The sequence below is a fragment of the Maribellus sp. CM-23 genome, assembly GCF_021354595.1.
Taxonomy (GTDB): domain Bacteria; phylum Bacteroidota; class Bacteroidia; order Bacteroidales; family Prolixibacteraceae; genus Draconibacterium.
On record NZ_JADWYJ010000004.1, the window covers coordinates 615,551 to 635,819 of the forward strand.

The 20,269-nt window shown below is 40.3% G+C and carries 11 protein-coding genes; all 11 read left to right on the forward strand.

Annotation, left to right across the window (positions count from 1 at the left end; all coding sequences use genetic code 11):
* The first annotated feature begins 110 nt into the window (after nt 1–110).
* The 11 genes from INQ51_RS16270 to INQ51_RS16320 all read left to right on the forward strand — a co-directional run bounded on the left by INQ51_RS16270 (nt 111) and on the right by INQ51_RS16320 (nt 20,266).
* The gene (locus tag INQ51_RS16270) at nt 111–1,250 is read left to right on the forward strand and encodes a glycoside hydrolase family 105 protein (protein ID WP_233379008.1); all 1,140 of its coding nucleotides are present in this window, start codon (nt 111–113) and stop codon (nt 1,248–1,250) included.
* A 54-nt stretch (nt 1,251–1,304) separates the two neighbouring features.
* A complete protein-coding gene (locus tag INQ51_RS16275; protein WP_233379009.1) occupies nt 1,305–3,389 on the forward strand; it encodes a glycoside hydrolase family 2 protein in 2,085 nt (694 codons plus the stop codon).
* A gap of 19 nt (nt 3,390–3,408) precedes the next feature.
* A complete protein-coding gene (locus tag INQ51_RS16280) occupies nt 3,409–4,932 on the forward strand; it encodes an alpha-L-fucosidase (protein WP_233379010.1) in 1,524 nt (507 codons plus the stop codon).
* Between the two features lie 963 nt (nt 4,933–5,895).
* On the forward strand, nt 5,896–6,465 hold the full coding sequence (locus tag INQ51_RS16285; RefSeq protein ID WP_233379011.1) for an RNA polymerase sigma factor: 570 nt from the start codon (nt 5,896–5,898) through the stop codon (nt 6,463–6,465).
* Nucleotides 6,466–6,636: 171 nt separating this feature from the next.
* Nucleotides 6,637–7,761, forward strand: coding sequence for a FecR family protein (locus tag INQ51_RS16290; protein ID WP_233379012.1), 1,125 nt, complete (start codon nt 6,637–6,639; stop codon nt 7,759–7,761).
* Nucleotides 7,762–7,925: 164 nt separating this feature from the next.
* Entirely contained in the window at nt 7,926–11,303 is a 3,378-nt protein-coding gene (locus INQ51_RS16295) for a SusC/RagA family TonB-linked outer membrane protein (RefSeq protein WP_233379013.1), read from the forward strand.
* Complete coding sequence (locus tag INQ51_RS16300) at nt 11,303–12,958, forward strand: SusD/RagB family nutrient-binding outer membrane lipoprotein (RefSeq protein WP_233379014.1); 1,656 nt, start codon at nt 11,303–11,305, stop codon at nt 12,956–12,958. The genes INQ51_RS16295 and INQ51_RS16300 overlap by 1 nt, the downstream gene beginning before the upstream one ends.
* 189 nt (nt 12,959–13,147) lie before the next feature.
* Nucleotides 13,148–13,921: a PIG-L deacetylase family protein gene (locus tag INQ51_RS16305; RefSeq protein ID WP_233379015.1), complete on the forward strand. Its 774-nt coding sequence runs from the start codon at nt 13,148–13,150 to the stop codon at nt 13,919–13,921.
* 124 nt (nt 13,922–14,045) lie between these two features.
* A complete protein-coding gene (locus tag INQ51_RS16310) occupies nt 14,046–15,926 on the forward strand; it encodes a metallophosphoesterase (RefSeq protein ID WP_233379016.1) in 1,881 nt (626 codons plus the stop codon).
* A gap of 10 nt (nt 15,927–15,936) precedes the next feature.
* A complete protein-coding gene (locus INQ51_RS16315; RefSeq protein ID WP_233379017.1) occupies nt 15,937–18,573 on the forward strand; it encodes an alpha-L-rhamnosidase in 2,637 nt (878 codons plus the stop codon).
* 31 nt (nt 18,574–18,604) lie between these two features.
* Complete coding sequence (locus INQ51_RS16320) at nt 18,605–20,266, forward strand: hypothetical protein (RefSeq protein ID WP_233379018.1); 1,662 nt, start codon at nt 18,605–18,607, stop codon at nt 20,264–20,266.
* Nucleotides 20,267–20,269 lie beyond the last annotated feature (3 nt).

A 20,269-nucleotide genomic window follows, 5' to 3' on the forward strand; every position in this document is an offset into this window, starting at 1 on the left:
AATATTTTTGTGCCGGACAACTTTTTTGAGAAAGGCGCTGATCGACCCTTGTTTTACTGCTGCAAGCTGTTTAACCGTTGTATCATGGTGCCGATATTAATTTATTGACAATGAGACATTTTAATACTTCACTGTTTTTTCTGATTATCGTTTTTTTGATAACTGCCTGTACTCCCTCTGAATCAACCCATTCGCAGAAAGCTTTGGTGAAAGACGTGATGAAAAGAGTAGCAGACTGGCAAATAAACCATTTTGATTATGCAAAAGAAGGCAGTCCCGGATATTTGCACGATTACGGGATTGATGCCTGGACCAATGCCGTTTTTTTTACCGGGGTGGAAGAATGGGCTAAAATGTCCGATAACAGTTCGACATATTACAGCTGGTTGAACAAGATTGGTTCAGAGTGCCAGTGGAAACTTCCTGAGAACTTTGTTGACATGCCGGTTTACAGTTTGTACCATGCCGATGAGTTTTGCATCGGACAAATGTTTCTGGAAATGTCCCAAAAGAATAACAACGAAAATATGAGAATCCCTACGCAGCAAAGGCTGGATTGGGTAATGTCAAACTTTCACGAAGAGCTGCAGGGAAAAAAGTGGTGGTCGTGGTGCGATGCCTTGTTTATGGCACCGCCCGTTTATGCCCGCATGGCTTCGTTAACAGGCGATGAAAAATACCTGGCGTTTATGGATACCGAATTCAAGCGAACCTACGACGCCCTGCATGATAAAGAGGAAAGGTTGTTTTTCAGGGATAAAAGCTACTTTGAGAAACGCGAACAAAACGGAGAAAAAATATTCTGGGGGAGAGGAAACGGATGGGTGGCCGGCGGTACGGTAAAGATTCTGAGAACCTTGCCGGCTGATTCGCCCTACCGTAGTTTTTATGAGGACTTACTGCGCGAACATGTTTCGCGGCTGGTTGAATTGGCCGACACCAGCGGTGCATGGCATGCCAGTTTGCTCGATCCCGAAAGCTACCCGGCACCCGAAGCAAGTGCCACAGCCTTGATTACCTATGCACTAGCCTATGGAATTAATGAGGGTTTTTTCGACAAAGACATTTACCTCCCCCGTTTATTGGAATCGTGGAGTGCACTGACCGCAATGGTTGGAGACGACGGGAAACTGGGCTGGGTGCAGCCTATTGGCGCCGATCCAAAATCGGTGACAGAGGATATGACAGCCGTTTATGGCGCGGGTGCATTTTTGCTGGCAGGGTCAGAAGTCTACAAATTGGTTGATTAATTCAGAAAAAAATTGATAGCTATGCTAAGTTCATCTTTCATAAAAAGAATGGTAATGATCCTCGCTTTTGCCGGGATGTTTTTTGCATCTCCGCTTGGCGCGCGCGAGGTAATTTCGTTTAACGATAACTGGTTGTTTAAGAAAGCCGATAACTTTCCGAAAACATTTGACGAGGAATGGCAGCAGGTGCGCATCCCTCATACCTGGAATGCCGAGGATATGCAGGTGAAAAAGAACATTTTTTATGCCGGGCCTGCCTATTATAAAAAGCAATATACTCCCGATGCCAGCCTCCGTGAAAAACGTTTCTTTTTAAGGTTTCAGGGCGTGGCGGCGGTTGCCGAAGTATACGTAAACAATTCAATTGCCGGAAAACACAAAGGCGGCTATGGCGCTTTTGCGATCGAAATATCAGCTTTACTAAAGCCGGGCGAACCCAACGAGATAATCGTAAAGGTTGACAATGCACCGCGCCCTGACGTGATTCCGATTAACCATACTTTGTTTGGAGTCTACGGCGGGATTTACCGCCCTGTAGAGCTGATAATTACCGATAAGATAAACATTGCCGTAACAGATTACGCTTCGCCGGGGGTGTATATTTCTCAAAAAAATGTAACGTCAAAATCGGCTGATGTAACGATCAAAACAAAACTCGAAAACAAAAACAAAGAGTCGCGTGAAGTAACAATTCTTACTACTTTGTATGAACAGAACGGAAATAAAAAGGCTGAATACAACTTGCCGGTTCGTGTGTTGCCGCAAGGACGCCAGGTTTTCGAACAGCATTTTAGCATAAAGAAACCGCACTTGTGGCAGGGGCTCGAAGATCCGCATCTGTATAAAACAGTTGTTCAAATTCTTTCGGAAGGCGAAGTTATTGATGAAATTGTACAACCCTTGGGCTTGAGGCATTTTGAGTTGAAAAACAACGACGGGATGTACCTGAACGGCAAAAAAGTGCCGATGTACGGTGTTTGCCGTCATCAGGACTGGTGGCAAAAAGGAAGTGCACTAAGCAATCTGGAGCACGAAACCGATTTGCAAATGATCAGGGAAATAGGGGCCACCACCATCCGTTTTGCGCACTATCAGCAGGCAGAATATATTTATTCGAAATGCGACAGCATGGGGTTTATTGTATGGGCCGAAATACCTTTTGTAAACAGGGTAAGTACCGACGAAGCCGATAATGCAAAACAACAATTAACCGAACTAATACGTCAGAATTACAACCATCCGTCTATTTATGTATGGGGTCTGCACAACGAAGTTTATACGCCCTACAATTACACGGTGGCTTTAACAACAGAACTTAACGATCTGGCAAAATCAGAAGATCCGTCCCGTTATACGGTTTCGGTGAATGGCCATCAGGCCGTGGACCAGGCATCGAACCTGAATGCCGACATTCAGGGTATTAACCATTATTTTGGCTGGTACGGCGGAGAAATCGGAGACATCGAAAACTGGGTTGATGGCATGGAACAGGAATTCCCGGATCATAAAATTATATTTTCAGAGTATGGCGCCGAAGCAAATATTTACCAGCAAGAAGAAATGGTGGGCGAATTTGGGCGTTACTTCTCTCAATTTTATCCCGAAACCTTTGCCACCAAATTTCACGAAATCCAGTGGGGGGTTATTGCCAAACATCCTTATTTACTCGCTTCTTATGTGTGGAACATGTTCGACTTTGCCACACCGGTAAATACACAGGGTGGTGTGGAAGCCCGGAATATGAAAGGCCTGGTAACTTTTGACAGGGAAGTAAAAAAAGATCCGTTCTACTGGTACAAAGCCAACTGGAGCAAAGAACCGGTACTTTACTTAACACAACGGAGAGCGGTTAAACGCGTCAATAAAACCACCCCGGTAACGGTTTATTCCAACATCGGTGTTCCCCGGCTTTTTGTGAATGGAGTAGAAGTAAGCCACTACCGGCAAGGAACTACCCCGGTACATTATATTTTTGAGGGAGTTGAATTAAAAGAAGGCGAGAATATAATCGAAGCAAAAGCAGGGGCTAACGGTATTTCGTACGACGACAAGATTGTTTGGGATTATTCGGAAGACAATAAACTGCTGAACAACTACTCGCCACCCAAGAAAAAAACAGAAGAACATATCGGACTATAAAACAATAAAAATTATCATAATGAAGAAGAACTTATTGATTACAACGCTGCTCTGCTTTTTTATGTTTTCAGGATTTGCCCAGGATAAAAGCAAGGAGCGAATCCCATTAAAACATGGTGCCCATCGGGTAGGGAAGCGCAACGACGCAGCCATGCAAAAGTGGCGCGAGTATGGCCTCGGGCAATTTATTCACTGGGGAGTTTATGCGATCCCCGGCGGTCAGTGGAACGGAAAAACAACTACTTACGCAGCCGAATGGTTCAGAACGTCGGGATTAATTACACACGAAGAGTACGATAACCTGTACAAACAGTTTAATCCTGTAAATTTCGATGCGAAGGAGTGGGCAAAACAAGCCAAACAAATGGGAGCCAGGTACATGATTTTTACGACCAAACACCACGACGGTTTTTGCATGTGGCCCAGCCAATACACTGATTATACAATCGCCAATACTCCGTATAAAAAGGACATTGTAAAAGAACTGGTTGATGCGTATACCGCTGAAGGAATTGATGTTTACCTGTATTTTTCGATTATCGACTGGAGTCATCCGGGATATTATTCGGGAGGAAATATTAACTCACCCAAAATAAAAGAAACGTTTCAGTCGGGTGGCGATTACAACCCGTTTGAAACAGAAGAACAGGAAAAACGTTACGAAGATTTTAAATCGTTTACCCGTAACCAGCTTTTGGAACTGGTAGATAATTATCCGGCCATGAAAGGCCTTTGGTTCGATGGCTCGTGGGATGTTGCCTGGGTAAAAAATGCGGCCTGGGTTGATACGCTGGGAATGGAACTCAGAGCCAAACATCCGGGACTGATTATCGGAAGCCGCTTCCGGTCGGATGAATTGGGAAACAGACATGTGGATGCCAATGGCGATCTGATTGACGATTATGACCAGCGCTACGAACGAAGCCTGCCTTCAACCTTGGAAGATACCAAAGGATTTGACTGGGACTGTGTAATGACCATTCCGGAAAACCAGTGGGGCTACCACCGCGATTGGTCGCTGTCGTATGTGAAAACTCCGTACGATCTGATTGAAATGACCGTGAAAGCCACTTCGCTGAATGGTAACTTTGTTATAAACTTTGGCCCCGATGGCGACGGAAATATTCGCACAGAAGAAACAAAGATTGCCAAAGGAGTAGGAGAGTGGATGGATGTTAACCGCGAAGCTGTTTACGGCGTTCATAATTCGGTGCTGGAAAAACAGGATTGGGGATATTCCACACAAAAAGGTGAATCTATTTACCTTACTGTATTCAACAAACCAATGAACGACAGAGTTCGGGTGAAGGTTCCCAGAAGCAGAACAAAGGATATGATTTTTGTAATTGAACATGCCGAATTTATTTCGGGTAAAAAAGAAGCCATTGTGACCGACGGTGGCCGGGATAAATATGGAAGTTATTACTACGACATCGTGATTCCGCAAAAAGTATCAAACAAAAAAGAGCCGTTTGTTATTAAAATTAAACTGAAAGAAGTTGACCGCGGGGCAAAAGCGGATTATCAAAAAGCAATAACATAGAACGGAATATTCAGTTAATCGTGCTCTACAAGAACGGTCCCGGATTTTCCCTTTTAAAAAGCGCTTAAAGTCAACGACTTTAAGCGCTTTTTAATTTTTTAATCATACCCGATGATTGATGTTGTATTTACAGGATTCAACGTTTTTATAGCTATCTCTGTCGCAGGGGAGAGATGATAGAAAACAAACTTATAATGTCATTTCTGTTCCCCCATAATGAAAAAAGCCGCTGTTTATGCGGCTTTTGGTGATCCCACCGGGAGGAGTATCGAACTTTTTGGAGAAGGATTAGGAGGGTGTACAGAAGTTTATGTGCACAAAGTTCAGAAAATGAGGCACTGGTGGTCGGTGAAAAATTACCGAGTAGTGTATTTTGATGAACTACCTGATATATCTGTCTTTGAGTTACTACACCCAAAAGTTTGACATGGGTAAAATACTATTTCGCAGACATCCGTTTAACAAATTTTCATTTCGGTACAGTGGCTGCAAGGACAATCATATGTTGTTGTTAGAAGTATAAGCTTTACCTGTAGGATTGGTTGTAGCTTTTGGGCAAAGGATATATTTGGATTTTCCTGTTATCCTTAAACATCATTCATTTCAATCTCAAAAAAGAAAAATCAGACTACTTCCTTTATCTGTTTTTTTATTTTTAAAAACTGTCGAAATCTTGAATTTTAATGGATACTAGCGGTGAGGACCGTCATTCAACAATCTGTTTTTTTCTGCTTTATAACTAGTTGCGTAATAAAAATCGTCCGTAAATAACTCTTAGAGTAAAGCTAATTCTTATTATCATTACAATATTTCTATTAATTTTAAAAAGATTTTTTAATAGATCTGTATATTCGATAGTGAGCATATGTCGGTATTTTTTTAATGCATTGTTTCCAGGTTTTAGATTAAACCTAAATTTTCAAGAATGCTTTAAAGGAAACAAAATATAAGTTTTAAATATGTATGAATCATTTAACTGAAGAAAGATTATGCGAAGCATTGAAGTTAGGTGAAATTAAAGCTTTTGATGCTCTTTATTATATATATCACAAAAAACTATTTGCATTTGTATACAAGTTTCTGAAAAACTGGCACGATACAGAAGACCTTGTACAAAAGGTTTTTGTTATCATTTGGGAAAAGAGAAGAAATATCAATCCCGAAAAATCGTTTAATAGTTACCTATTCACAATTGCCCGAAACGAAGTTTATGATTGGTTAAAAAAGAAGGCACTTACCGAGTATTGTGATGCTTACCTTTTGGGTGATATTACACAGGATGATGAAAATATAGAGACAAAAAAGATAGTCGAGATTGTTTATTCGTTAATTAAAAAGATTCCTGAAAGAAGACGTCAGATTTTTTTGTTAAACAGAGAGGAGGGGCTATCCTATAAGCAAATTGCCGTAAAACTTAATATTTCTGAAAATACTGTTGATACGCAAATTCGAAATTCTTTAAACTTCCTACGCAAAGAGTTACCCAAGTATTTAAAGGCAGCAGTCCTGCTTTTTATAACTAAGTTTATATAAGTTTAATACTACTATCGCATTTTTTTTACTTTTCCCTTCACGGAAATTTTCGGTTTAAAAGTATATATCAATATATGATTGACAATTACCTGTCAGACGAATGTGAATGTAGCATAGTTCGAATGCAGATAAATAGGCAGAATTGCAATCATGCTTTCAAGTTATTATAGAATGAAAAAACAAAATGAAATAATTGAATTATTTGAAAAATTAATTTCAAATCAAGCTACAAGTAAAGAAAAGGAAGAACTATTTCAGCTTGTTTACAACGAAAACAATAAGGAGATTGTATTTAAGTGGTTGGAAGAAAATTGGAATACTGTAGAATACGATGAACTAAATATTTCATCAAAAGCTTTGTTAAATGAAATTCATGATATAATTGGGACAGAAAATACTACTCGATCAGAAAAAAAGCAAGGGATAAAACTAAGGCGAACAATAATTACCACTATGAAATATGCAGCTGCTTTTATAGTGGCTTGGTTGATACAGTGGTTTATTTATACACAACCCGAGAGCAATGTAGATATAGCTCAAGTGTCGCAGGAAGTACATTATAACGAAGTGAATGTTCCCATAGGGTCAAAATCATATATAATACTGGCTGATAGTACCAAAATCTGGTTAAACGCAGGTGCGACATTAAAATATCCAACAAATTTTCAGGAAAATCAGAGGGAGGTATTTCTTACTGGAGAAGCTTTTTTTGATGTTGCAAAAGATAAACAAAAACCTTTTTTCGTTAACACGAACGGAATGAATATAAAGGTTCTTGGAACCCAGTTTAATGTGAAAGCTTATGGCGATGAAAACAGTATTGAAACCACATTGATTGAAGGAGCTATTGAAATTCTGGGGCTAAAGTCGGACCAAGAAGATGAAAGCAACTTGGTACTGAAGCCCGGGCAAAAATTGGTTCTGTTAAAAGACAAAAGCGTACATGAAGTACTTGACGCTACCGAGGAAAATTCAGATGAAAAATCAGAGAACAAAGCTATTCCATCCATACGGATAAAGCAGGCTCAGGTAATAACCCTGCAAGATACAGAACCGGAAGTTTCGTGGAAAGAAGACAAATTGATTTTTAATAAAGAACCATTCCGCGATGTGAAAATCATGCTGGAGCGTTGGTATGGGGTAAATATCATCGTTAAAGACAGCGAAATACTAGACTACCGGTTTACCGGAACATTCGACAAGGAAACGTTCGACCAGGCTATGTTTGCACTCCAGCAGGCAGCCCGTTTTGATTATTCAATAAAAAAGAAGACTGTGACCATTAAACGAAACTAAAGCATTTTTTAAACTACTTACAATATCTAACTAATAAACGATGTGCCTATGCAGATAAACCATTAAACTAATCAAAAAAAGGGACGGAGAATATGGCCGTATTCCTCGTCCCTGAATTTGTGAAAAATCATTCGACAAAAAATTCATTAACACATTTCAATCTTATGAAAAAAAATATTCATTTACAAGAGAGAGGATTGTTTTTTTCTCTCTTTAAAAAAGCGTGGCTGATTATGAAATTAACTGTAATATTTACAATCTTCTGTGTCTTTCACGCCCTTGCAGGAATTTCACAGGATATAATCGAGAGTGTTGAAACAACCAATACTCCGCTTGAAGAATTTCTTTCTGCAGTTGAAAAACAAACTTCAGTAAAATTCCTTTATCGTTACGAAAATATTGAAGGTAAACGGGTTAGCGTGAACATGAAAAATGCTTCTGTTGACGAGATTTTAACCAATGTTCTACCGGAACAAGGCTTAACTTACAGTCATTTAAGAAACAATCTGATTGTGATTTCTGCCGATCAGGAAAGGATCATTACCGGAAGGGTTGTAGACAAGAGTGATCAACCCCTGGTTGGAGTGAATGTAATAATTAAAGGAACCATGCAGGGAGGCGTGACTAATTTTGATGGAGAATATCAAATCTCTGTACCAAATGATCAGGCTATTCTTCAGTTTTCTTATATCGGTTACGAAATAAAGGAAGTGTTGATCGGAGAGCAAAGCGTTATAAATGTAACCTTAATGGAGGATTCAAAATCGATAGAAGAAGTTGTTGTTACTGCTTTGGGAATTGAAAAGAAAAAGAAAACGCTTACCTATTCTACCCAGGAGGTTGATATGGAAGGCGTGACTACTATTAAAGATGTTAGTCTTGGTAATGCTTTGGCCGGAAAGGTTGCCGGAGTTTCAATTACTTCTTCGTCAGGTGCAAGTGGTGTATCCGGCGATCCGCGTATCATTATTCGCGGTGATCGCTCAATACAAAATAATAACCAACCTCTTATTGTAATCGACGGGATACCCCAGGCTTTTGCCGAAAGTATTGCCCCTAATATGCAAGGCCAACCCAGGCCGCCGTTAGATAATTTATCAAGTATTAATGCCGATGATATTCAAAGCATGAATGTACTGAAAGGCCCTGCTGCCTCAGCTTTGTATGGTTCAAGTGCAAATAATGGTGTTATCGTGATAACTACAAAAAGAGGAGTAAAAGGTAAGCCCAGAATTACTGTAAACTCTGTTACTAATTTTGACCTGCCGTATCTATATCCTGAGTTTCAGAATGAGTATGCGCAAGGTGCTGGCGGAATTTATCAGGCCACAGCTGCCAATACAAGTTGGGGGCCCAAAATGACAGGGCAAAGTGTGCAAAACTGGAAAGGGGAAACAGTAATGTTAACTCCACAACCAAATAATGTTAAAGATCTTTTTTCTGTAGGATATAATCTGACAAATAGTTTTTCATACAGTGCAGGTACCGAAAAATCATCTTCATATTTTTCGTACAGCAATACTACGGCAAGGGGAGTATTGGAAGACAATAAAATGGTAAGACACAATTTAAATTTACGCCTTACTGCAGAGTTGTTGGAAAACCTGAATCTTGATTTTAAAATTACCCACTTCCGTCAAACAGTAAAAGATCAGCCTACTTCAGGAGACAATCTTTTTAGTCCTATGTGGCAATTGGTTAAAATGCCCCGAAGTATAAGGACAGCTGATATTGAAAATGGCTCATATTTAAACGACAAGGGAGAACTCACTCAAAATACCTGGGCACCGGAATCAACAGATAATATTAACCCATATTGGGCTATGGAAGGTTTTGAACTGCCCAGCACACTTAACCGAGTGAATAGTTTTTTGAGTTTGCGCTACAATTTTTCCGAGAATTTGTTTTTACAAGTTCGTGGTGGAATGAATATATCTAACTCAGACAACGAAGAAAGAACATATTGGGGTACTCCGTATATTTATTCTGGCTTCGGAAATTATAAAACGTCATTTGATAAAATCCAGAACCTGAATAGTGATATTTTATTGGCATTTGATAAAGAGCTTAATAAAGATTTCCGAATTGGATTTAATCTGGGGGCAGAGGTTAAAGATATGCAACGAAGAGGTCAGTGGGCAGAAGCAAGAGGCCTGTCGATGATGAACAAATTTGCTTTGAATTTTGCTAAAAATGTCATTACCGAGGATCTTGAAACACGGATTCAAAAACAATCAGTTTACGGGATGGGACAGTTCAGTTTCCGAAATTATTTATTCCTGGATGTAACTGCCCGAAAAGACTGGAGCTCAACTTTGCCGGAACCTCATGATTATTTCTACCCGTCAGTTGGGCTGTCAGGGATTATTAGCGACATGGTTAAATTGCCCGATGCAATTACGTTTATTAAGTTACGTGGTTCGTATGCCGAAGTAGGTAATGATGCCGGATTTGCAAGTATATTCCAGGCATATAACAGTGATTCCAGTGGTCCGTTAGGAATGATTACTCCACAAAGCACTAAGGTCGCAGAACAACTTATTCCCGAAAAAACCAAATCGTGGGAAGCCGGGGCCGACCTGAAATTTTTTGACAATAGGTTAGGAGTCGACTTTACCTGGTATAAATCAAATACTTATAACCAGTTAGTACGGATTACCAATCCTCCAACATCAGGCTATAGTTCAGCCTGGTTAAACTGTGGAAACATTCAGAACACTGGGGTTGAAATTATGCTTTATGTTACACCCGTTAAAACACACAATTTTAACTGGGATGTAAGCCTTAATTTTGCTCGTAATAAGAATGAGGTTGTTGAACTTACCGAATTTATGGACCGGTATGAGGTTGAATCACCCAATTTGTCAATGGGCGAAACATGGATTATCGAAGGAAGGCCATTTGGGGAAATCTTTACTTATGGTTTTGAGCGCAACGGGGATGGAAAAATTATTGTTGGATCCAACGGTATTCCTCTTATCGATCATGGAAAAGCCGACGTTTATTTAGGTAACTTCAATTACGATTGGAGAAGTGGGCTTATTAATAGTTTTAATTACAAAAATTGGCACATGTCATTTTTAATTGATTTGAACTATGGTGGAGTAAGACAGTCAGCTACTGAGGCAATGATGTTAAGTGCAGGCACTAGTAAAGCCTCTCTGGTTGGGCGAGAAGAAGGAATTATTGTTGATGGTGTAAAAGAAGATGGCAGCGTGAATGATATCCGTATCAGTGCCGAAGACTATTACAAATCTGTCGGAGGCAGGATTAATAGTGGTACTGGCGAATTGTTTAGCCATGATGCTACCAATTCCCGCTTACGTGAATTTTCTTTAGGGTATAATTTCCCCATAAGAAATTCAGTTGTAAAATCATTAAAGGTATCGGCCGTTGGACGAAACCTGTTCTATATCTACAATGGCTGCGACTGGTTTGATCCGGATGTTTCTTATGATGTAGGTACAAACGGACAAGGGTCAGAAAGCGCTTTCTTGCCGGGAACAAGAACACTTGGATTTAATGTTAAATTCACCTTGTAATGATTAACTTAAAACTTAAGGACATGAAAAATATATATCAGATAAAAAAATATGGATACGTAATAATTTCAGGTATTCTCTTGGGAATAACCATGTTATATTCTTGTACCGATAATTTCGCTGAATACAATACCGACAAAACAGAGGTGATGCAGATAGGGCCGGAACAGTTGCCTTCCCTTTTTTCAAAAACTCAGTATGAAGGAAGCAATTGGCTTACAACCGATAACTATGTCCGTATGTCAGCGGCTGCTGCAATACATTTATGTGGCTATATGGCCGTACCATCTTCATATGGTGGACATAATGAATTAAGGAAAGGTTGGTGTGATGCTGGTTTTGAAAAGATGTATTCCCAGGGGCTTCCTCCACTCTTCTCAATCCTGAATATGACAAAGGATGATGAAAGTTATCAGGCAGAATATGGGCTTGCTTTAATCTGGAAGGTATTCCTTATGCACCAATTAACTGACATTTGGGGACCAATTCCTTATACAAAGGCTTGTTCTGGAGAAAAAACAATTCCATACGAAAGCCAAAAGGATGTTTATTACCTGATGTTTGAGGATTTAAAAACAGCTGTCAATATACTGAAATCACATCAGGGGGAAAATGCATTTGGCGCTGGTGACCTGATTTTTGAGGGGGATGTTTCGAAATGGACAAAACTTGCCAATACCATGCGTTTACGTTTAGCAATGCGTATCTCAAATATTGATCCTCAAAAAGCCAAACAGGAAGCAGAGGCTGCAGCAGCCGAAGCCACAATGGACTCGAACGACGACGACGCATTTATGAATGTTGTGGGGCTAAATAGAGGCAATGGAATCTGTCGTGTGCTCCCCTGGTATGCATTGGTAATGAGTTCAAGTATGGAAAGCGTTCTTAAAGGGTATGCTGATCCGCGTATGGAGAAATTTTTCTCTCCGGTTAAAGACGATCCTGTTTTTTCAATGGCGGGATATCCGGAAGAATTGAAAGCCAATACAGGAGGTTTTCATGGAATGGCCAACGGCTATGCAAATGAAAGTGAAATAAATTTTTTCAAATCCTACTCAAATTTTGGAACCTATTTTGAAAACGATAACCATGAAGTTCCTATTAATATTATGCATTCGGCTGAAACTTATTTCCTGAAAGCAGAAGGAGCATGGCGAGGATGGAACATGGGAGGTACTGCTCAGTCGTTTTACGAGAAAGGTATTGAAGTTTCCGTTAAGCAATGGAGGGGAACTGGAATCTCGCAGGATTCTATTCAGAATCTTGTAAACAGTATGAATACGCCTGTCGCCCCCAATAATTTTGGGTATTACGACCCCGCAATGACGGATATCCCGGTTAAATTCTCAGCTGATCAGGATAAACAATATGAGCAGATTATTACTCAAAAGTGGTTGGCACTTTTCCCTATCAGCTTTGAAGCCTGGGCTGAATACAGACGGACACGCCTGCCCCAAATATATGCAAAAAAGAGATCTGCGAATGGAAGAATAGATCTGTCAAAAGGAATGATTCTCACAAGATTTATGTTTGCTGACAGCGAAAAATCAGCTCAATCGGAAGAGGTTGAAAAAGCAGTTCAGTTATTAGTGAACGGCAACGAAGACTCAGACAATGTTCCTTTGTGGTGGGATGTGAATCCGAATGGAAATTAAACTTTCATAATTCTAAAGGTTAAGTTGGGACGAAAATCGTGCTTTCCCAACTTAATCTTTTCTCTTGTGTTTGGTATTTCTTTGATTTTTAGATTGTTATTGTTTCTTGAAAAGAGGTGATATGGCTGTGTATTGGAGTTTAATGATGGCCAATGAACCCTCTTTATTAAATCAATTAAACAAATGAGTATGATGAAAGATAATGTCTCTCGTCGGAACCTGCTGAAAATCGCGGCTCCGACTGCAATTGGCTCTTTGCTGGGAGTTCCGGTGCTTAGTTCAGCAAATCAACAAAACAAAACAGAACCGCGCCAAAAGCTGAAAATCATCGTATTTGGTGCCCATCCCGACGACCCGGAAACCGGATGTGGCGGAACCATGGCACTTCTGGCAAATGAAGGTCACGAGGTAATTTCTGCTTACCTTACAAGAGGAGAGGCAGGAATAAAAGGAGTTTCGTACGATGATGCAGCAAAAATAAGGACAGCAGAGGCATTGGAAGCATGTGAAATTTTGAATGCCACACCAAAATTCTTAGGGCAAGTAGATGGTAATTGCGAGGTTACAAAAGCGTACTACAAAGCCATATCTGAATTTTTTGAGGAAGAAAAACCGGATATTGTTTTTAATCACTGGCCAATCGACCGGCACCGCGACCACAGGGCATGTTCGATTCTGGTTTATGATGCCTGGTACAATCTTGGCAGAAAATCGGTCATGTATTATTACGAGGTGATGTCGGGACGACAGTCGCAAAATTTTAAACCGACTGATTATGTCGATATTACTCCGGTTATCGATCAAAAGCATAAAGCTTGTTACGAGCACAAAAGTCAAGAACCAGAAAAATGGTATCAGGAATCTCACGGGCAAATGGAAATTTTTAGGGGACTGGAATATCGTACACAATATGCTGAAGCCTTTGTTAGACATGTTCAAAGTCCAAATAGTCTTATTATCTAGGATGTTAAAATATGTGTTGATCGTTTTTTGATCGTCATATTTAATAGAAAATCAAGAGTGAAATCCATCCGGTATTATTTCTAAAACTGAATAATGTATTTCTAACTGAGTTAAAAATTATGATATGAAGCAATTAATTTATGTAAAGCTGTTCCTTGGTATTTGTTGCTTGTTGGGCAATCCTGTTTTTGGACAACAAAAACAAGCGTTTGAATTTGTTGTAGAGCCTTATTTGATCGATCTGAACAGCAATTCTTTTCAGGTAATGTGGGAAACATCTGAGGCTGCCCGGGGTGAAGTATATTTTGCAAAAAGTACTTATGAAATCTTAGTCCCGGAATTTAAAATTGTTGGTAAGGATAAGTCCCTTAAGGTATTGCATCATCATAAAATAACTGGATTAAACGCCAACGATCTTTATTTCTACCAGGTAATAAATATTAACCAGAGTGGAGATACCATAAAAGGTCCGGTAACTCAGGTTACCACTTCAGACTACAATCAGTCACCTGTATCATTTTCGGTAGTTGGCGACACCCAGGGGAATCCCGTTGTTTGGGGAAAGATTATTAAGCTAATGGCGCAGGAACGCCCGCAGTTTATTGTTCATGTGGGCGATTTGGTACAATACGGTCCGCATAAGGATGACTGGACAGACGAATTTTTTCATCCGGCAACCGGGTTACTTCGTTACACTCCTTTGTATCCGGCAGCTGGAAATCACGAAATGAATGATGAGAAACTCTACCAGTATTTCAATTTACCTGAAGGCAATGCATTTTACACAATAACCAAAGGCGATGTAAGACTGATTTTTGTGGATACGAATAAGGATGTGTTACCGGGTTCAGCACAATACCGAAAACTTGAAAAGTTACTGGCTACAACAACTGAGCCTTGGAAAATTGTTGTGCACCATCATCCTTTGTTTACTTCCGATAAATATTCGTACCGGAGCTCGTTGAGGGCAACACCAACGAAAGGCGATCCCAACCTTTTTCATTTAAATAATTTGTATGAAACCTATGGCGTAGACCTTACGCTTAGCGGGCATGTGCATAACTACGAAAGAACCTGGCCAATTTTTAAAAAACATGTTGATCTGGAAAACGGAGTGACTCATATTGTTACCGGAGGAGGTGGCGGAAGTTTCAGGAAAACTCCAAGCGACATAAACTGGTTTTCTGAGGAAGCTAAAAACGATTATCATTTTCTGAACATCCGCATACAGGGGAGCCAATTGTTTGTGGAAGCCATTGATACTACCGGTAGGGTATTTGACTTTTGGAAAAAAGAAAAACTGGCAGAAAAAACCAATCTGTTATCTCCAATGATTAGCTCAAATAATAAATACTTTATCGACTCAACAACCGTGACTATTGAGAATATAAATGAAGGTGGATTTATTAATTTTCGATTGAACGACGGGTTGTATCAATCGGTAGTAACAAAAAAGAAAACCATTACCATTCATAATACAACCACTATCTCGGCCATGGTGAATGGAGTAAACAATGCAAGTAGAGAAGCAGTAAAAACATTTGTGAAACTTCCGGTAATGCCTCAGCAAAAATCGGCAGAGAAAAAAGTTCGGGCAGATTATTATGAAGGATATTTTACAGAATTGCCGGATTTTGATGTACTGAAAGCAACCAATTCCTTTTCTCTGGATTCGTTAACGCTAACGGGTGTTGTGCCGCGTGTAAAAGATCATTTTGCAGTAAGGTTTAACGGTAGTTTTATTGTTCCGGATACTGATGTTTATCGCTTCTTTTTGGAGTCGTACGATGGCAGTCGTTTAATAATTGATGGAAAAGAGATCATTGATAATGATGGTGTTCACTACGAAATCAGCAAAGAAAATTATGTAGCCCTGGAAAAAGGGATTCATCATTTCGAGGTCCAATATTTCGACTTTACGAGACGGGAAACGTTGAACCTCTTAGTAGGTAAGCAAGACAATAAAATGGTTGATTTCAATTCACTTATCAAATATCCGAAATAACACATTTACCATGCGCCTGTTTATTTTTCTCCAGTTGTGTTCTGTTTTATTCATTTTCGGATGTGAGCCCAAGGAACAGATCGTTGTCGACAATCTCTGTTGTGAGAACCTGGTCGATCCTTTGGGCATTGATACTACAGTACCTCGTTTTAGCTGGAAGATTTCGAGTAGCAGAAAGGGAGCTGAACAAAAAGCTTTTCAAGTTATGGTTTCAAGCGATATGGGTGAACTTGAAAATAATAATGCTGATATGTGGGACTCAGGAAAAACGGAATCCTCTGCCAGTATTTGGGTCGCTTATGAAGGTAAGCCATTGAAACCGGGAATCGCTGCATACTGGAAAGTGCGGGTGTGGGATAATGCAGGTAATGTTTCGCCCTGGAGTCAGGTTGCAGAATTTAGCATTGGTTTGCTAAGTAAAACTAATTGGCGTGCTTCTTATATTGGTTTTCCTTCAAAGGCCGGGGATAGTGAATGTCCACAGTTTAAAAAATCATTCAATTTCGATAAAGACGGGAAGAAAATACTTCTTCATGTAAATTCATTGGGATACCACGAGGTGTATTTAAATGGTGAGAAAGTGGGAGAAAGTGTTCTTTCTCCCGCAGTTTCTCAGTTCGATAAACGATCGTTGGTAGTTACTTACGATGTTTCTTCTTCTTTAAAAGAAGGGACGAATGAGCTGATGTTTTGGCTGGGAAGTGGATGGTATAGCGATGGATATCCGGGCGTTACAAATGCCGGCCCTGTTGTAAAAGCACAATTAGAACAAATTTCAGATTCGAAAAGAGAGATAGTTCTTGTTACTGATTCGACATGGGGTGGAAGAAGTAGCGAATATACCCGCATCGGACGATGGAGATCGGGGCGTTATGGAGGGGAGTGTTTTTCATCCGAAAACACTACAAATGCATGGCTTCCTGTTTCTGAAGTAAGCATACCAGATCATAATGTTAGCCCGCAAATGGTCGAGCAAAACAAAATTACTAAAACCATAAATCCGGTTGAAATTAAGCAACTGATAGAAAAAATATATTTGGTAGATATGGGTAAAAACCTCACCGGATGGTTTGAAATAAGTTTCCCAAAACTGCAAAAGTCTCAGGAAATAACGCTGGAATATTGCGACCATCTGGATGAAAACGGACAGTTTGTTAACCAAAAACAGGTGGATAAATATGTTGCTTCCGGCGAAGGGCAGGAAATGTTTAAAAATAAATTCAATTACCATGGCTTTCGTTATGTCCGTATTTCAAATCTCAATCAGGCACCCGATATAAATTCTATTAAGGCTCACCTTATTCATAGCGATTTTGAATTGGCATCGGGTTTTCAATGTTCCGATCCGGAAATAAACAGGATTCACGATTTACTTTTTTATACGTTGCGTTGCCTGAGTTTAGGAGGATATTTGGTTGACTGTCCGCATCTCGAGCGGTTGGGATACGGAGGTGATGGCAACGCATCGACCCTTACTGCGCAAACGATGTTCGGCTTATATCCTCTGTACTGCAACTGGCTTCAGGCCTGGGGCGATTGCATGCGCCCCAACGGCGATTTGCCCCACACAGCCCCTAGCCCGATTGATGCCGGTGGTGGCCCGTATTGGGGTGGTTTTATTATCAATGCTCCGTGGAATACTTATCTGAATTACGGAGATGTTTCTGTTTTGGAGAAATATTACCCATTGATGAATAAATGGCTTGGCTTTGTCGAAGATAACATGGTTAATGGTTTGCTGAAAAAGTGGGAAGATACCGCTTACCGGGGCTGGTACCTGGGGGATTGGGCAAGCCCCGAAGGAGTGGATCAAACGGCAGAAGCCTCTGTTGATGTGGTGAATAACTGTTTTATTGCAGTTTGCTACGACCAAATGCAAGATATAGCAAAATTGTTGGGAGAAGAAGTTCAAGCTGATTTGTTTGCTCAGAAAAGTAAACACTTAAAGAACAAAATACATCAAACATTTTTTGAAGCATCACAAAACACTTATGCAACTGGCTCTCAAATTGATTTGACATATCCGCTACTGGCAGATGTCGTTCCTGAAGATTTAATCGATTCGGTTACTGCTAGTTTGGTTAATTCAATCAAACAAAAATACAATGGGCATTTTGCCTGCGGATTGGTTGGGATTCCTGTTTTTACCGAGTGGGTGACAAAAAGCCGGAAGGCAGATTTGATGTACTCTATGCTGAAAAAGAAAGCTTATCCTGGCTATTTATATATGCTTGACAACGGGGCAACAACAACATGGGAACATTGGAACGGCGAAAGGAGCCGGATACACAATTGCTACAACGGAATAGGTTCGTGGTTTTACCAGGCATTGGGAGGTATTCGGCAGGCCGATGGGAGTTCAGCTTACCGAAAGGTGATAATTCAGCCACAAATCCCGGAAGGTATTACCTGGGCAAAAACATGGCAGGAAACACCTTACGGGAAATTATTAGTAAGCTGGGAGTTTGTAAATAATAAACTGGAGATGGAAGTTGAGATTCCAGTGGGAGTAGATGCGGAAGTCCTAATTCCTAACGGTATCGGAGAATATACTCTTGATGGAAATAAATACGATGTAAAAACCTCAAGAGACTCGGTCGTAGGAATAGGAAGCGGAAAGTATAGGATAACATACACTGCTATTTAAGTAGAATAGGTTTTAACAAGCAATAAGAGCAATGAAAAAAGGAAGTCGAGTTACAATACTGATACTGTTACTGCTTATTAATGTATACGGCAATGCACAACAGCCGGACTCCATTTGCGGGCGCAAGGTTGTTTATGATGAATCAGGAAGAATACTAAGCTGGTATTCGCCGGAAATACCGGGAGCTGCTTATAATCACGTGATTAAACTTGCTTCTGAGTTTTTACTGGAAACACCCGTTGAGCCTCAAACCGGATTGCCGATGTACTATGTTACCTGCTGTTTTAAAGGGCCACACATGACCCCGGATAAAAGTTTTGTCGCCCGGAGGTGGATTCATAACCCTGCCTGTGTTTTTGCTGGTTCTGTACAAAGTTTTGCAGTTCAATATTATGCTTACACAGGCGACAGACGGTACATTCAGATGGTGCGCGAAATGCTCGATTATCAGTTGGGACACGGAACAACTCATGAAAATTTTAGTTGGGCGAATGTTCCCTATGCCAGTGCCAATCCTTTTGAAACAGAATACCATGGAGCAACTTGGTGGGAAGGAAGACGCGGAGATGGATACCAGGTAATCGAGCCGGATAAAGTTGGGGAGTTGGGCTATGCTTATCTTAAGTTTTATCAGGTTACTGAAGAGATAAAATACTTGGAGGCTGCTATTCAGTGCGCTGATGCATTGGCAAAAAATATACGAGAGATCAAGCCTGTTACATCCGATCTCGAAAATTATGAAGTGCGGATTGGAAAGTCGCCCTGGCCTTTCCGGGTAAATGCGCGAACCAGTGAAATATTCGATGAGTACAGCTCAAATGTACTGGAGCCGGTTAAATTATTTCGTGAACTAATTCGGATACAAAAACAGATTAATCTTTCGGAAGAAAAATGTATGGGCTATAAAAATGCAACTGAAATTGCCTGGAACTGGTTGTATGGAAAAAATGGTCCTCTTCGAACCTTTGTTTGGAATGGTTATTTCGAAGATGTGGACCACGATCCACAACTTGCAAACCGTGTTCAGATTACGCCGGTAGAACTGGCTAAATATCTTATCGCTAATCCGGAATATGACAAGAATCCGGAGATACATGTACCGGCTCTTTTATACTATGCAGTATCGGCATTTAAAACCGAAGGAATGGACGCCATGAATGAGCAGTTGTGGTGTTATCGTCCGATGGGAAGTCATTCAGCCCGGTACGCATCGGCTTGTGCACTTTGGTACGAAAAAACAGGCAACGAGTGGTTCAAAGATCAGGCATTTCTTTACCTGAATACAGCCACATATATGACTTACGACAATGGTGTGGTAGCCGTAGGCCCCGATTATCTGGCAACCTGGTTTTCGGATGGATACAGCGATTATGTGCGTCATTTTATCGATGTTTTGGCTGCGGTACCCGAATGGGCTCCTGCTGATGAAAACCATTTGTTAAGGTCTTCGTCAGTGGTTCAACAAATTAGTTACGAAGGCAACAAAATTGCCTATACCACCTTCGACGGACAATCAACCGAAAAATTCAGACTGCAAAAAAAGCCTTCTGAAATATTTGTTGGTGACCGCAAAATAAAAGAGAATTCAAATCTAAAAGAAGAAAGCTGGAAATGGGAAAAGTTTAAAACGGGAGGTGTTTTAACGGTAAGCTATTCAGCTGGCTCTAACCAGACAAAAACCATTGTTCTATAAAAT